This window comes from Winogradskyella pulchriflava, assembly GCF_042434315.1.
Taxonomy (GTDB): Bacteria; Bacteroidota; Bacteroidia; order Flavobacteriales; family Flavobacteriaceae; genus Winogradskyella; species Winogradskyella pulchriflava.
On the sequence record NZ_JBHLTQ010000001.1, the window covers coordinates 660,371 to 675,746 of the forward strand.

13 protein-coding genes are annotated in these 15,376 nt (G+C 34.9%); 5 read left to right on the top strand and 8 right to left on the bottom strand.

Translation table 11 applies throughout. The annotated features are described in order from the left end of the window. Positions 1-10: 10 nt before the first annotated feature. The 5 genes from ACFFGA_RS02935 to ACFFGA_RS02955 all read right to left on the bottom strand — a co-directional run bounded on the left by ACFFGA_RS02935 (position 11) and on the right by ACFFGA_RS02955 (position 5,767). Entirely contained in the window at positions 11-2,176 is a 2,166-nt protein-coding gene (locus ACFFGA_RS02935) for a prolyl oligopeptidase family serine peptidase (protein ID WP_386059409.1), read from the bottom strand. A 187-nt stretch (positions 2,177-2,363) separates the two neighbouring features. Continuing rightward, complete coding sequence (locus ACFFGA_RS02940) at positions 2,364-3,353, bottom strand: aspartate-semialdehyde dehydrogenase (RefSeq protein WP_386059411.1); 990 nt, start codon at positions 3,351-3,353, stop codon at positions 2,364-2,366. Positions 3,354-3,536: 183 nt separating this feature from the next. After that, positions 3,537-3,938, bottom strand: coding sequence for a large-conductance mechanosensitive channel protein MscL (mscL, locus tag ACFFGA_RS02945; protein WP_386059413.1), 402 nt, complete (start codon positions 3,936-3,938; stop codon positions 3,537-3,539). 82 nt (positions 3,939-4,020) lie between these two features. Continuing rightward, complete coding sequence (alr, locus tag ACFFGA_RS02950) at positions 4,021-5,127, bottom strand: alanine racemase (RefSeq protein ID WP_386059416.1); 1,107 nt, start codon at positions 5,125-5,127, stop codon at positions 4,021-4,023. Further along, positions 5,120-5,767 carry a thymidine kinase gene (locus tag ACFFGA_RS02955; protein ID WP_386059419.1) on the bottom strand — a complete coding sequence of 216 codons (648 nt, stop codon included), beginning with the start codon at positions 5,765-5,767 and terminating at the stop codon, positions 5,120-5,122. Before ACFFGA_RS02955 ends, alr begins: the two co-directional genes overlap by 8 nt. Before the next feature lie 177 nt (positions 5,768-5,944). Here ACFFGA_RS02955 and ACFFGA_RS02960 point away from each other — a divergent pair, with 177 nt between their 5' ends. Further along, positions 5,945-6,691, top strand: a complete 747-nt coding sequence (locus ACFFGA_RS02960; RefSeq protein WP_386059421.1) for a DUF8457 domain-containing protein — start codon at positions 5,945-5,947, stop codon at positions 6,689-6,691. A 34-nt stretch (positions 6,692-6,725) separates the two neighbouring features. Here the strand turns inward: ACFFGA_RS02960 and ACFFGA_RS02965 are convergent, their stop codons facing one another. Continuing rightward, the gene (locus ACFFGA_RS02965) at positions 6,726-10,121 is read right to left on the bottom strand and encodes a DUF7933 domain-containing protein (RefSeq protein ID WP_386059424.1); all 3,396 of its coding nucleotides are present in this window, start codon (positions 10,119-10,121) and stop codon (positions 6,726-6,728) included. Positions 10,122-10,296: 175 nt separating this feature from the next. Here ACFFGA_RS02965 and rsmI point away from each other — a divergent pair, with 175 nt between their 5' ends. After that, a complete protein-coding gene (rsmI, locus tag ACFFGA_RS02970; protein WP_386059427.1) occupies positions 10,297-10,965 on the top strand; it encodes a 16S rRNA (cytidine(1402)-2'-O)-methyltransferase in 669 nt (222 codons plus the stop codon). Positions 10,966-11,010: 45 nt separating this feature from the next. Beyond that, positions 11,011-11,577 carry a uracil-DNA glycosylase family protein gene (locus tag ACFFGA_RS02975; RefSeq protein ID WP_386059429.1) on the top strand — a complete coding sequence of 189 codons (567 nt, stop codon included), beginning with the start codon at positions 11,011-11,013 and terminating at the stop codon, positions 11,575-11,577. Here the strand turns inward: ACFFGA_RS02975 and ACFFGA_RS02980 are convergent. Both ACFFGA_RS02980 and ACFFGA_RS02985 read right to left on the bottom strand, forming a co-directional pair. Beyond that, positions 11,574-12,095: a hypothetical protein gene (locus ACFFGA_RS02980; protein WP_386059432.1), complete on the bottom strand. Its 522-nt coding sequence runs from the start codon at positions 12,093-12,095 to the stop codon at positions 11,574-11,576. The two genes, ACFFGA_RS02975 and ACFFGA_RS02980, sit on opposite strands and share 4 nt — an antisense overlap. Positions 12,096-12,256: 161 nt before the next feature. After that, positions 12,257-12,859 carry a carboxymuconolactone decarboxylase family protein gene (locus ACFFGA_RS02985; RefSeq protein ID WP_386059435.1) on the bottom strand — a complete coding sequence of 201 codons (603 nt, stop codon included), beginning with the start codon at positions 12,857-12,859 and terminating at the stop codon, positions 12,257-12,259. 136 nt (positions 12,860-12,995) lie between these two features. Here ACFFGA_RS02985 and ACFFGA_RS02990 point away from each other — a divergent pair, with 136 nt between their 5' ends. Both ACFFGA_RS02990 and ilvD read left to right on the top strand, forming a co-directional pair. After that, positions 12,996-13,418 carry an OsmC family protein gene (locus ACFFGA_RS02990; RefSeq protein ID WP_386059438.1) on the top strand — a complete coding sequence of 141 codons (423 nt, stop codon included), beginning with the start codon at positions 12,996-12,998 and terminating at the stop codon, positions 13,416-13,418. Positions 13,419-13,609: 191 nt separating this feature from the next. Continuing rightward, positions 13,610-15,289 (top strand): dihydroxy-acid dehydratase, encoded by a 1,680-nt coding sequence (ilvD, locus tag ACFFGA_RS02995; protein WP_386059441.1) that lies wholly within the window; start codon positions 13,610-13,612, stop codon positions 15,287-15,289. Positions 15,290-15,376: the final 87 nt, after the last annotated feature.

A 15,376-nucleotide genomic window follows, 5' to 3' on the forward strand; every position in this document is an offset into this window, starting at 1 on the left:
CAACAGGTGCTTATCCTTTTATTTTCTCTTTTGTTTTACTTGGTAATACATCAAATCCCATATTATATAATGTAAAACCATAAATATCTGCATACTGTTCAATAGTTTTGCTTACAGGTGTTCCTGCTCCATGTCCTGCATCTGTTTCAATTCTAATTATAACAGGATTATTGCCAGCTTGCTTGCTTTGTAATTCTGCAGCAAATTTAAAACTATGAGCAGGCACAACCCTATCATCATGATCTCCAGTGGTAACCATAGTTGCAGGATACTCAACACCTTCTTTTACGTTATGTACAGGTGAATATCCTTTAAGATATTCAAACATTTCTTTATTGTCTTCGGCAGTGCCGTAATCGTAAGCCCAACCAGCACCAGCAGTAAACGTATGATAGCGTAGCATATCTAGAACACCAACTGCAGGTAAAGCTACTTTCATTAAATCTGGACGTTGTGTCATGGTAGCACCAACTAGTAATCCACCATTAGAGCCACCTCTTATTGCTAGATAGTCTGATGATGTGTATTGCTTTTCAATTAAATATTCGGCTGCGGCAATGAAGTCATCAAACACATTTTGCTTTTTCATTTTGGTACCAGCATCATGCCAAGCTTTTCCATATTCTCCACCACCACGAAGATTTGCAACAGCATAAATACCACCTTGTTCCATCCAAACGGCATTGGCAATACTAAAACTAGGTGTTAATGAGATGTTGAATCCACCATAGCCATATAGTATTGTTGGGTTTTTTCCGTTTAATTCAAGCCCTTTTTTATGAGTTATTATCATTGGTATTTTAGTGCCATCTTTAGAGGTGTAAAAAACCTGATGACTTTCATAATCTTCAGGATTAAAATCTATACTCGGTTTACGATATAATTCTGAAGTTCCCTTCTCTATATCATACTTGTAAATACTTCCAGGAGTTACGTAGTTAGTGAATGAATAGTATAGTTCTTTTTCCTCTTTTTTAGTTCCAAAACCACCAGCACTTCCAACACCTGGTAATTCCACCTCTCTCACTAGTTTGCCATTATAGTCGTATTGAAAAACTTTAGAAACAGCATCTACCATATATTCTGCAAAGAAGTAGCCTCCACCTGTTGAAGGGCTCAGCACATTATTAGTTTCTGGTATAAAATCTTGCCAATTTTCTGGAGTTGGGTTAGAAGCATCAACAGTGACAACTCTTTGGTTAGGAGCGTCAAGATTTGTTACTATATAAAGTTTAGAACCTACATTTTCAATGATATAAGAATCAGAATCTGTATGTCCCAAAACCTCTACTAATGGAGCATTAGGTACCGTTAAATCCTTAATGTAAAGTTTATTTCCAGAAGTAGATACGCTAGCAGAAATTACTAAATAGTGGTCGTCTTCTGTAACTGTAGCGCCTATATAACGATGTTTTTCTTTTGGTGTACCTCCAAAAATTAATTTGTCTTGAGATTGCTTTGTACCCAATTTATGGTAGTACACTTTGTGCTGATCTGTTTTTGCAGAGAGTTCACTTCCTTTTGGTTTGTCATAGCTAGAATAGTAAAAACCTTCATTTTTGTACCATGACATGCCGCTAAACTTAATGTCTATTAAAGTGTCTTCTATAATTTCCTTTGTTTCGGTATTCATTATCAGAATCTTTCTCCAGTCACTTCCACCTTCTGATATAGAGTATGCCAATGTTTTTCCATCTTTAGAAAAACTTGCACCACCTAGAGAGATTGTACCATCTTCAGTAAATGTATTTGGATCTAAGAATACTTCTGCTGTTTTTGGATCATCACCTGTTTTATACCTGTAAATTACATACTGGTTTTGTAAACCGTCATTTTTATAGAAATAGGTATAGTCGCCCTCTTTAAAAGGAGAGCCAATTTTTTCGTAATTCCATAGTTTGGTAAGACGCTCTTTTAATTCCTTGCGATAAGGAATATTATCTAAATACCCGAAAGTAGCTTCATTTTGAGATTTTACCCACGCTTCTGTTTCTTCGCTTCTATCATCCTCTAACCAACGATATGGGTCAGTAACCGCTTCGCCAAAGTAAGTATCAACAGTATCTACTTTTTTCGTTTCAGGATAATCTATGCTAATTGGTTTCAATTTTTCGGTTTCATTTTTACAGGAAACAAAAATACTTAGTAGAACAGTAATTAGTAGTAATTTTCTCATAATTAGGTTTTTTTGAAATAAACATCGTTAAACTCAAAGATAAGATTTAACAAAATGAATAACATCAAAAATTTCTTAAAACTTACAGTAAAAAGGGGAAGCAATATATATACAAATTCAACTAAAAAATTAATTAATTAGTTGAAATACATAAAATTACCGCTATTACGAAGTTTTGCTGAGAAGACTACACTAAAGCATTTCTCACTAGATATTCGGCAATTTGAACCGTGTTTGTTGCCGCTCCCTTTCTGAGGTTGTCACTAACGACCCATAGATTTAAAGTGTTTGGTTGTGAGCCATCTCGTCTAATGCGTCCAACAAAAACATCATCCTTGCCATTAGCGTACATAGGCATTGGGTAAACGTTAACATCTAGATTGTCTTGTACTGTTACTCCATCAGTTTCGTTAAGTATTTCACGAACCTCAGTTAGGTTAAAATCGTTTTCAAACTCAACGTTTATAGATTCGCTATGGCCTCCAGCAGTAGGTATTCTTACTGCTGTTGCTGTTACAGCAATTGTTTTGTCATTAAGAATTTTTTGGGTCTCTCTAACCAATTTCATTTCTTCTTTGGTATAGCCGTTTTCCTCAAAAACATCACAATGAGGAATCGCATTTTTGTGGATTGGATAGTGGTAGGCCATTTCCCCTTTTATACCAGCCATTTCATTTTCCATTTGTTCAACAGCTTTAACTCCTGTACCGGAAACCGATTGGTAAGTTGAAACAACAATTCGTTTGATTTTATATTTTTTATGAAGAGGTGCTAATGCCATAACCATTTGAATGGTAGAGCAATTTGGATTAGCAATAATTTTATCTTCTTTAGTAAGCTGGTTGGCGTTAATTTCTGGTACAACCAATTTTTTAGATAAATCCATTCGCCATGCGGATGAATTATCAACAACAGTAGTACCAACTTCCGCAAATTTAGGAGCCCATTCTAATGATGTACCTCCTCCGGCTGAAAATAGTGCAATGTCAGGACGTTTTTCTATAGCTGTAGGAATACTAATGACATCAACTTCATTTCCTTTGAATTTTATTTTCTTACCCACAGAACGTTCTGAGGCTACTAATAATAATTCATCAACTGGGAAATTACGCTCTTCTAATACTTTTAGCATTACATTCCCTACTAATCCTGTTGCTCCAACTATAGCTACTTTCATTGTTTATACTTTTGATTAAATTGTAGCCCCAAAATTACATAAAAAAAAGCCTTATAATTTAAATATATAAGCGCTTTTAACAACAAATAACAAAATGTTATATATTTAACAATTGTAAAGAAAAACCCAGACAATTACGTCTGGGTTTAATTATTAAAATAATAGTGTAGCGGTAACGCTATTTTATTTTTTTAAAGAATCTCTGATTTCCATTAATAAATCAATTTCAGATGGTCCAGCTGGTGCTTCTGGAGCAGGCTCTTCTTTTTTCTTCATTTTGTTTACACCTTTCACAACCATAAACATTACAAATGCTACAATAATAAAATCAATAACGTTGGTTAAAAATGTACCATATTCTAAAAATACTTCTCCGACCATTTCTCCAGCATCGTTTAATTCACCATCCTTTAATTTATATTTTAATGATTTAAAATCTGAATCAAATAATAATCCAATTAACGGAGATACAATCCCTCCTGTGAAGGATGCTACAACTTTATTGAAAGCGGCACCCATTACAAAACCTACTGCAATGTCTACAAGGTTACCCTTCATTGCAAATTCCTTAAACTCTTTTAACATAATTTAGTGTTTTTAATAGTTAGTTGATATGTTATAAGACACTAAGTTAAATAAAAAAGTCACTTATAAAAAAAATAATTTTCTATCTCAACAAAAGGCGCTTAACGCGCTGAGATATTGCGGTTAAAATTTCATATGAAATTGTATTTGCAGACTCACTCAATGTTGAGGCTTTATGAGTGGCATCAAAAACAATGACTTCATCACCTTCATAACAATCAATATCGGTAACATTTACCATAATCATGTCCATACAAACGTTTCCAATAATTGGTGCTCTTTTATTATTGATAATAACGAAGCCCTTACCCTTACCATATATACGAGCAATACCATCTGCGTGTCCGACAGGAATTGTAGCGGTTTTTTCAAACCCACTAGCTTTGTATGCTCTATTATAACCTACGGTTTCGTCTTTTTCAATCTTATGAATTTGCGAAATCACTGATTTTAGACTTGCTATAGGTTTTAAGTTTTCGTCTTCTTTGGCCGAATTTCCAAAACCGTATAGTCCAATTCCGCTACGTACCATATCAAAATGCGCTTCCGGATAATTGATTAAACCAGATGTATTACAAAGGTGTAACCAAGGTTTCTGGCCTGTTTTAGTTTCAAAAGCTTTGGCAATCCCTTCAAAGTTTTTGATTTGCTTTTTTGTAAAGTGAATTTCATCAACAGCTTCACTTGCAGCTAAATGAGAGAAGATAGATTTTACGGAAATAGATGTTGTGTCCTTCAATTGCGAACAAATATAATCCACATCATTTTCCCAAAAACCCAAACGATTTAAGCCTGTATTAAATTTAATGTGTACTGGGTAGTTGTTTTGAGATTGTTCTTTGGCAACTTTTATAAACGCATTTAAAACCTTAGCGCTATAAAGGCTTGGTTCTAGACAACGGTCAATTAAGGTTTTAAAATTAACAGGCTGTGGATGTAGTACCAGAATTGGAGTAGTTATGCCAGCATCTCTTAAAACGACGCCTTCTTTTACATAGGCAACAGCAAAGTAATCGATTTTTAGATGTTCAAGATGCTTGGCAATTTCAACAGAATCGCTACCATAGGCAAAAGCCTTTATTACAGCCAAAAACTTAGTCGTTGGCTTTAATTTAGATTTTAAGTAATCAAAATTATGGGTTAGCGCAGCTAAATCAATTTCGAGGACGGTTTCTTTGGCTTTAGGCATCAGGCTCTTTTTCTTTACCTTGTATTTCTTCTGCGTCATTTACTTTCATCTGTCTTACCTTGTCGCGCAACATACTTTTATAGTAAGCCGCTCTACTTAAAGGCTCATATTCGTCAACTTCACCTAGTAAAACCAAGTCATCACTTTTTGCTTTTCTATAGCTATATTGTGCCAGATTTCCTGTTTTTGTACAAATGGCATGTACCTTTGTAACATACTCTGCGGTTGCCATAAGGTAAGGCATTGGCCCAAATGGATTGCCTTTAAAATCCATATCCAAACCAGCAACAATAACTCTAATACCTTTATTGGCAAGGTCGTTACAAACCCTAACAATCTCATCATCAAAAAACTGAGCTTCGTCAATTCCTACTACATCACAGCCATCCGCTAAAATGGGAATATTAGCAGCCGCTGGGACAGGAGTTGAACGAATTTCATTAGAATCGTGAGAGACTACCATTTCATCATCATAACGTACATCTACGGCAGGTTTAAAAATTTCAACCTTTTGCCTTGCAAATTTTGCACGCTTTAACCTACGAATCAATTCCTCGGTTTTACCAGAGAACATTGACCCACAAATTACCTCAATCCATCCAAATTGTTCTTTATGATTTACCGTATTTTCAAGAAACATTTCGTAAATTTAGCACTAAATAACCACCTTTTTTCGTTTGTATAAAGGTCAAGTAAATTTATTAAAAATCAAAAGTAAAAATGAAACCGTCATTTTTAAAATAATAATCACTTTATCTTTAAATTATTATTTTAAAATTAAAGGTTCCGTGTGACAACAAAAAAATACAAAAGACACATGAAAAAGAAATTAGAATCAGAATTAGTTAGTATTGCTCATAGGATTCTAAAACTTAAAGGTAGAGAAGACGTTGATAGAATGCATGAGGAAGTTGCTAAACTTTACGAAAAGCTAACCGTTTTAAAATTTGCCCAAGAGAATTTTGAAAAAGACATGCCTACAATTGGTAATGACTCTTCCTTTTTTGGTATGTTAGATACGGCGTTTAATAACAAAGTGAGCGATAATATTGAGGTTGGAAATAAAACTTACATCAATTTAGATGAGGTAGAAGATGATGGTATCATGGAGCCTGTAATGGAAAAAATTAAAGACATGGTGGCGCAAATGCCTGAAGAAACCCAGCAAGTTGATGTTATGATTGAAGAAGCCGTTTCTAATGAAAAACCGACAACAATTGAGTTTGAAACCATAACGTCTGATTTTGCGGAAATTCCTGAATTTGAACCTATAGATGAGGCCAAAAAGCGTGAAGCTGAAGAAAGAAAGAAATCCTTAAACGACAAACTAAAAGATAAAAGCCTTCAAATTGGTTTAAATGACAAATTGGCTTTTATTAAGCATTTATTTGAAGGTAAGAATGAAGATTATGATCGTGTGGTTTCTCAAATTAACACAACAAACTCTTTATCGGAAGCCAGAGCGTTAATCTTCAATATGGTAAAACCAGATTACAACAATTGGGAAGGAAAAGAAGACTATGAAGAGCGTTTTATTGAAATTGTAGAAGGGAAATTTAGCTAAATAGTAAGCGCAAGAAATTGTTTGCGCACCCTTCCTAATAATTTAAGTAAACATAACCCACAAACGGTTTTTGAATTTCTTTCACTTCTAAAACATAGAAATATGTGCCAACTGGAAGTAGTTCTGAAGATTTTAAAACTCCCATATTTGCCTTACCATTCCATGTGTTTAGATAATTTCTAGACTCAAATATTTGAGTGCCGTAACGGTTATAGATTTTAATGATATTATCAGGATAATCTTCAATACACGGAATCACGAGCGTATCATTTATTGTATCTCCATTAGGTGAAATGCCTTCAGGTATAACCAAACAATCGGAAACTTCAACTAAAGCATCGTCTTCATTATTAGATGGGTTTCTATCTATTTCGTTTAGATTACTCAAAACAGCAATATTTAGTAAGTCGTTTGAGGATAAGACACGAGCTACTAAACTCAATGTTGCAGTTTCATTTATACCTAAACTGGAAATGCTCCATAGCAATGTGTTGTTATCAAAAACACCTGAAGTTGGAGTAGCAGAAATGTATTGATATCCCAGAGGTAGATAATCAGAAATTTCAACACCAGTTGCTGTGGTGGTACCTAAGTTGGTGGCTGTAATTGTAAATGTTACTTCTTCACCTATTGATACATCAGTAGGAGTAACTGTTTTTATAATTTCAATATCTACATTGGAAGTGTCAACAATAACATTGAGAGTTGCAGAGGTTTGAGAAACATCAATATTATTGGTATTGGTAAAGTTTTCAAAATTATTAAGGTAAATTCCTGCAGCGTTAGAGGTTACCATAACAGAAAACGTACAGCTCTCTACACCTTCTGGAAAAACAAGGTCTGTTACGCCAACAAAGTCATCACCAACATTGCCTATAAAAGTTGTTGTACAGCCATTAGCCTGAACCCAATTGGGTACTCCGGAAAGAAATACACCCATAGGCAGATTATCCGTAAACGAAATATTATTCTGAGTTGGACTTGTAGCAATATTGTAAACTGTAAAAACCAACTCACTTTCATTGCCTTCAAAAATTGTAGAAGGAGAGAAAACTTTGTCAAGCACTGGCGAAATCACCTGAACACTATTAATAGATATATTCGTTTCTGGAGTTAACTCTTCATTGTCAGCAGCATTCGGAAAGGCTTCAGCAATATTATTAAAAGCTCCGCCAAAATTCGGTGCAGTAACAGGAATCGTTATTCTTACGGTAGAACCTGCCTCCATTGAAGGTATCGTTCCTGATATAAGATTTCCTACTACATTAAAATTTGAAATGCAGGTTGCATTGCCAGAAGTTATTGTGCAAAAAGGTGTTCCTGTAATAGTAAAAGCAGGATTAATGGTATCTTCAAATAAAACATTTATAGCATCAGAACTCGTGGTACTATTGCTAACGTCAACTATCCAATTAAAAGTCTCACCAGTATCAACTTGAGAAGATTCAGGATATGTTTGAACTACTAAATCTATACATGGAGCAAAATAAGTATTAACAATAGCTACATTGTTAGTTGTATTTATATCAAATATAGAAGCGTAATCTACCCTAACGACATTGGTGCCGACCATTGGGTTTGTGGAGCATTCTGGTATCCAATTTACGGTAACACTGAAAGTAACGGAACTATTTGCAGGTAAAATCCAATTGTCTTCTGGTAAAATTTCCCAAAACGTATCGAAGCTTCCATCCTCAGTGAGGCCGTCAAAGGTTACACCAACATGTGCGTTTTCAATATTAAAACAAGATGCAGTTCCAGTTGTGCCTATACATTCTACATTTGTTAAAGTACCAAGAATAGGCACACTATTTGGTCCAGGAACAGGCATGTGGTCTTGTACCAGAATTGGCTCATCAGTTTCACCAACATTTGTAACAGTAATTTCGTAAATAACATCTCCCCATTCTGAAGTGTTTTGTGTGGAACTCCCAATAGGCAACTGTGGGCTTATTTGTGTTTTTGTTACCTGAATATCTGAAACATCATTATTACAAGGTTCTAGTCCTGGAAAGAAAAGACTGTTATTAAATATATTATTTTCAACATTAGTATCTACTAACTGAGAGTCTAAAAGGTTAGTACCACTTCGCAGTACCACTTGTATTAAGTTTGGTGTAGGGCTGCAAGGAGGTTCCTCAAATTGTAAAATCGTTTCAATGGTTATAGTGGTATTAGCAGGTAAGACGAAATCGTTACTTAGCCATATTTGACCATTTTCAGTAATTACAAAATCAGTGCATGTAATAGGACCTGTAGTGCCTAAACAAGTGATGGATATTATATTCCAAGGAATAGCTGGTGTTAAGTTTTGAAGAAAGAAACGCATTGGAGCATCAGAAGGGCCATTATTGCAAACAGTGGTTTCTAATGTAATGTCTTGGTTGTACTGTAGGTTTTCTGTGATATCTGGATTGATTTGCACAGTTTCAATACAAATATCTGTTTGTGGGCAAGTATCTGCGTTTAGTAAATTTGTTATAACATTATTAGAATTATTAGAAGATATATTTGCATGATCCAGCTCTATCTGAATTAGACTATTTACATCAATAGGCATTGGATTAAGCGAACATGAGAAGTTATTATATCTATACACAACTTCAAAAGAAATACTTCCTCCAGAACTCATAACTAATGGTGCATTATAAACAAATACCGAGTTAAGCACAGGATCAACCGTTGTGACATTACCAGTAAAATTTGTTAAATCAGGACACGGTATTCCATTAGTACCACTAAGGCAAGTCAAAGAAACAAATTCTGCAAATGGCTGCCCATTACCTATACTCGTTGCCAAACTTAGCGCACCTCTTATAACATCTATAGGAAAATCAATAGCACTATTATTAGTAATAGTAAATTGGTAAGTAACTTCATCTCCCCAAGCATTTATAGCAGTGCCTGGTGATGGTTGGATTTGCGTATGTGTTACAGAAAAATCAATAATAACATCCAGAACATCGATAGATATAATGGATTGATTGTTGCTAGTATTTGTATCTGTAGTGCCCTGTGGAGGTGTTATAGTACCGTTAGCCGCAATACCTCCCAAATTTGTTGGAGCAGTTACTAAAACCAATAATTCTACACTAGAGTTATTGGGCATATCTGGGATTAATGCTGTTAAAACATTATTGGTAATATTAATTCCAGAAACATCTGAAGCTCCGTTTACATTGTTTTGAGAACTCGAAGATATTATAGTTATATCATCATCAAAATCTACAGAAATTGAAGCGTCATTAACTGCATTTCCGGAATTTGATATGGTGATTAAATATTGAAAATCTTCGTAAATATCTATTTGAGATATTGCGGTTCCACTTAAGTTTTGAGCTTCAATTGCTATTGATAAATCTGTGGTTTGACTATGCACTTGTACACATAGAAGACATAAAAAGAAAAAGCGCAATAGTTTTATAATCATCAATATCATGTTTTTTTGCCAATGAAAAGAGAAAGAGGATGATTTCAATACTATAACAGTTGGTCTAGAATTTTCCTACTTAAAACTCTTTATTTTTATAAAGATGCTAAATACATCAAATGGTTGCGTTAAGAAAAGGAAAAGATTGTAAATTTGAGCTATAACAAATGTAAATATGAAGTTATTTCTGGTACCAACACCAATAGGAAACTTAAAAGACATCACCTTTAGAGCTATAGACGTTTTAAAAGAAGTCGATTTAATTTTAGCAGAAGACACCAGAACTTCGGGAAAACTTCTAAAACATTTTGAAATCTCTACACAGATGCAAAGCCATCACATGCACAATGAGCACAAAACGGTGAATGGCTTAATAGAAAAACTAAAATCTGGTATGTCTATCGCATTGATAAGTGATGCTGGCACTCCTGCCATTTCTGACCCAGGATTTTTATTGGTAAGAGCTTGTGTAGAACATAATATTGAAGTGGATTGTTTGCCTGGTGCAACCGCATTTGTGCCAGCGTTGGTAAATAGTGGTTTACCAAACGATAAATTTGTTTTCGAAGGCTTTTTGCCTGTAAAGAAAGGTCGCCAAACACGACTTTTATTATTGGCAGAAGAAACCAGAACCATTATTTTTTACGAAAGTCCGCATAAATTGGTTAAAACCTTAGGACATTTTTGCGAGTATTTTGGTGAAGACAGACAAGTTTCTGTTTCAAGAGAATTGACAAAGCTCTATGAGGAAACCATTAGAGGAACAGCCAAAGAGGTTTTAGAACATTACACCAATAAACCTCCAAAAGGTGAGATTGTTATTGTGGTCGCTGGAAAGAAGTAACTTGTCATTCTGAATTTATTTCAGAATCTAATTAAATTTTATGCTTTGGAAGAACTACTTCACAAAATAAGTCAATGTACCATTTGCAAAGCACATCTTCCACTTGGTCCAAGACCTGTTGCAACAGCACATCCAAATTCTAAGATTGTAATTATAGGCCAAGCACCAGGAACTAAAGTTCATGAATCTGGAATTCCATGGGACGACCAAAGTGGAAAGAAACTAAGAGAGTGGTTGGGAGTAACCGATGAGCAATTCTACAATACCGAAAACTTTGCCATTATACCCATGGGCTTTTGCTATCCAGGAAAAGGAAAAACAGGCGACTTACCACCACGACCAGAATGTGCTCCACAATGGCATCAACAATTGTTAGATAAAATGCTTCATGTTGAGTTGATTATTTTAATTGGAGCGTACGCACAGCAATATTATTTAGATGATAAAAAGACGTTGACAGAGAGAGTTGACGATTATAAAATCTATTTACCAAAGTATTTTCCAATTCCACATCCATCACCAACCAATCGGTTTTGGAGAAGTAAGAATCCTTGGTTTGAGGAATTGGTGGTGCCTGAGTTGCGGAAGAAGGTAAAGGAAATTTTAAGTTAATCACTTGTTCTATTTACCCAATATTTAAAAATTCTATCTTGGTCATGTTCATCAATTTGACGGGTATTGTTTTCTGTCGTTGGCATGTACCATTTTAAGTTATTAATTAAACATTGATAATGCATTTCATAAAAAGGGTTTTCAACACAATAATAGTAATTAATAAAATTAACCTCGGGCTCCCAAATATTTGTTAGTATAATATGTGCAATAACTGTTTTTTCTTCATCTTTTAAGGCATTGACCAAATACGGTGTTATGCTTTTTCCTTTACTTTCTAAAATGGCAACATTTTTATTCGTAATCTCAAATGTGGTAGCATAGTTAGTATAAATTATAAATGAATCCCACGAAAGAGTTGAGATTAGTTTTTCTATTTCTGCTTTATCAGTATTTTTTTCTTGAGTTGTTAGTTGATTTACTTTGTGAGAGCATGAAATTGAGAATAAGAACAACAAGAAAAGGAATAATATTTTTAGTGGTAATGTATTCATACGTGTTTTTGTCGGTTTACTCAAATGTATGATTTGGAACTGAAAAACAAAACCAAAAATGAGTAAAGCCTCCACATGAACGAGGGAAGTGGATAAAACAAAATACCTCACTATTTCTAGTAAGGTTATAAGCTCAAGATTCCTGCCTTCGCGGGAATGACATACTGGCAACTGTTTATTGTATTCTAATAAACAGACCCATCATGCTTTCCAACCTCATAACCATGTTTTCCTAAATATTTGTTGCCACTTTCAACAGCACCTTTTTCAATATCAGTGCCCATAGAATCATTCCAACGGTTCAGGTAACCAAAGAGTGAAATCACACCAAGCATTTCTACAATTTCGCCTTCATCCCAATGATCATATAAGCGCTTTTTAATAGTTGCATCAACGGCATTTGGTACTTGGCTTGCTGCCAAACTAAAATCTAATGCTGCACGTTCAGCTTCAGAAAATGCTGAATGCGTTCTATATTCCCAAATGTTATCTAATTGCTCTTGCTCAGCGCCATAACGTTCAGCAGCTCTAATGGCATGTGCTTGGCAATAGCGACAACCAGTAGCGTTACTGCTTACCCAAGCAATCATTCGTTTTAAGGCTGAGGTGACTCTACCTTCATTAGCCATAACTGCTTTGTTCAAATTTATAAATGCTTTAGATATTGCAGGCCTACGTTGCATGGTTAATACTGAATTTGGGCAAAACCCAAGGGTTTCATTAAAAAATTCAGCCAATTCCTTGGTTTCTAAATCGTGGTCCGCAGACAATGGTGTTACTAATGCCATTTTTAAAGTTTAATAGTTACAAATACTTAAAGTGTTTAAAGTTAATAAGTAAAAATGGATTAATTGCACTCAATTTAATTTTGTATGGAACGTGGACTTTAAGTACTTTAGACACTTAAATCTTTAAGTACTATCAATGTCACATAAAATCACAACACATTGGAAAGGTGGATTAACTTTTGAATCCGATAATCCAAGCGGAAAAACAGTAGTAATGGACACCAATGTAGAAGGTTCTGAGGAGCGTTTTGGTTTATCGCCTAAAGCTATGATGCTGTCCTCTTTAGCAGGTTGCTCTGGTTTAGATGTTATTTCTATTTTAGATAAAATGAAAGTAGAACTAGATGATTTTAAAATGGAAGTTTCAGGTGAACTTACTGATGAGCATCCCAAATACTATCATACCGTAAATGTAGATTACCATTTTTATGGTAAAGATCTAAACGAAAGCAAATGTAAAAAAGCCGTAAACCTTTCCGTTGAAAAATACTGTGGTGTTATGGAAATGTTTAGACGTTTTTCTAAAGTAAGTACGCAAGTATTTTTTCATTCATCCTAAATTTCTTTTTAGGATATAAAAAATTACCACTTTTGAACATCATATTTATTTAGATGTAAAATTTTGATTATCAATGTTTTGATATACTGTCGTGTTAATTGAGTTTAGAGGAATACCTTAAATCCTCAATATAAAACATACCATAACAAGTAATTTAGATTGCGCAAATCCTTATTTGCCTGATTTAAATTATGAGCCAATTAAACAAATACAGTAAAACCGTTACTCAAGATCCAACGCAGCCAGCAGCTCAAGCAATGTTGCATGCTATTGGGTTAACAAAGGAAGATTTTTTTAAACCTATAGTAGGTATTGCAAGCACTGGATACGAAGGTAACCCTTGTAATATGCACCTTAACGACTTAGCGAAACTGGTCAAAGAAGGCACAAAAAACGAAGACGTCGTAGGTTTAATTTTCAACACCATTGGAGTAAGCGATGGCATTTCTATGGGAACACCTGGAATGCGCTACTCACTACCTTCTCGCGATATTATTGCAGATTCTATGGAAACTGTTGTACAAGCGATGAGTTACGACGGTTTGGTAACTGTTGTTGGCTGTGATAAAAATATGCCAGGTGCTTTAATGGCAATGATTCGTTTGAATCGTCCCTCTATTTTAGTATATGGAGGAACTATTGATTCTGGTTGCCATGAAGGAAAAAAGCTAGATGTAGTTTCTGCGTTCGAAGCTTGGGGAAGCAAAGTAGCTGGTACAATGTCTGAAAACGAATATCAAAACATTGTTGAAAAAGCCTGTCCTGGAGCTGGTGCTTGTGGTGGCATGTACACTGCAAATACAATGGCTTCTGCTATAGAAGCTTTGGGTATGACTTTACCTTTTAATTCATCAAACCCAGCGTTGAGTGATGCCAAAAAGCAAGAATCAGTAAAAGCAGGTGAAGCCTTAAGAGTTTTACTAGAGAAGGATATAAAACCTTCAGATATTATTACTAGAAAATCTCTGGAAAATGCTGTACGACTAGTCACCATTTTAGGAGGTTCTACAAATGCAGTATTACACTTCTTAGCTATAGCAAGAGCTGCTCAGATTAATTTCACACTTAAAGATTTTCAAGATATAAGTGATAATACACCTTTTTTAGCTGATTTAAAGCCAAGTGGAAAATACCTTATGGAAGATGTACATGCTGTTGGCGGAATTCCTGCAGTATTAAAATACCTTTTAAAGAAAGGCTTAATTCACGGAGATTGTTTAACTGTTACAGGAAAAACCATTGCCGAAAATTTATTGGATGTTGATGACCTAACAGAAGGTCAAGATGTTATAAAACCAATTGAAGAGCCTATCAAAATCTCAGGACATTTAAGAATGCTTTATGGCAATTTGGCATCCGAAGGAAGTGTGGCTAAAATAACAGGAAAAGAAGGTTTATGTTTTAAAGGAAAAGCAAAAGTTTTTGAAGGTGAATATGCAGCAAACGACGGAATTAGAGATGGAAAAGTAGAAAAAGGAGATGTTGTCGTCATTAGATATGAAGGTCCTAAAGGTGGACCAGGAATGCCCGAAATGCTTAAACCAACAGCCGCCATTATGGGAGCGGGTTTAGGTAAAGATGTTGCCTTAATTACGGACGGAAGATTCTCTGGTGGTACACATGGTTTTGTCGTTGGACATATTACACCAGAAGCTCAAGAAGGAGGTACGATTGCCTTTGTAGAAAATGGAGATATCATCACTATCGATGCCGAAACAAATTCAATTTCTTTAGAAGTATCTGAAGAAGAACTTCAAAAAAGAAGAAAAAAATGGACAGCACCAGATTTAAAATTTGAACGTGGAGTCCTCTATAAATATGCAAAAACAGTATCATCAGCTTCAAAAGGTTGTGTTACTGATGAATTCTAGTTCCTGCGAAAGCAGGAATCTCTCAGTCGAAAAAACCAATAGCTGAGAAAAAAACTAAATCAAACCTCAAGCGAAGCGAGAGGTATA

Coding starts and splice junctions, on each gene's coding strand:
- ACFFGA_RS02985 (WP_386059435.1), bottom strand. CDS start 12,859: ATGGCATTAGTAACACCATTGTCTGCGGACCACGATTTAGAAACCAAG.
- ACFFGA_RS02990 (WP_386059438.1), top strand. CDS start 12,996: ATGTCACATAAAATCACAACACATTGGAAAGGTGGATTAACTTTTGAA.
- ACFFGA_RS02940 (WP_386059411.1), bottom strand. CDS start 3,353: ATGAAAGTAGCTATAGTTGGAGCAACAGGATTAGTAGGGAATGTAATG.
- alr (WP_386059416.1), bottom strand. CDS start 5,127: ATGCCTAAAGCCAAAGAAACCGTCCTCGAAATTGATTTAGCTGCGCTA.
- ACFFGA_RS02955 (WP_386059419.1), bottom strand. CDS start 5,767: ATGTTTCTTGAAAATACGGTAAATCATAAAGAACAATTTGGATGGATT.
- mscL (WP_386059413.1), bottom strand. CDS start 3,938: ATGTTAAAAGAGTTTAAGGAATTTGCAATGAAGGGTAACCTTGTAGAC.
- ilvD (WP_386059441.1), top strand. CDS start 13,610: ATGAGCCAATTAAACAAATACAGTAAAACCGTTACTCAAGATCCAACG.
- ACFFGA_RS02965 (WP_386059424.1), bottom strand. CDS start 10,121: ATGATTATAAAACTATTGCGCTTTTTCTTTTTATGTCTTCTATGTGTA.
- ACFFGA_RS02960 (WP_386059421.1), top strand. CDS start 5,945: ATGAAAAAGAAATTAGAATCAGAATTAGTTAGTATTGCTCATAGGATT.
- ACFFGA_RS02935 (WP_386059409.1), bottom strand. CDS start 2,176: ATGAGAAAATTACTACTAATTACTGTTCTACTAAGTATTTTTGTTTCC.
- rsmI (WP_386059427.1), top strand. CDS start 10,297: ATGAAGTTATTTCTGGTACCAACACCAATAGGAAACTTAAAAGACATC.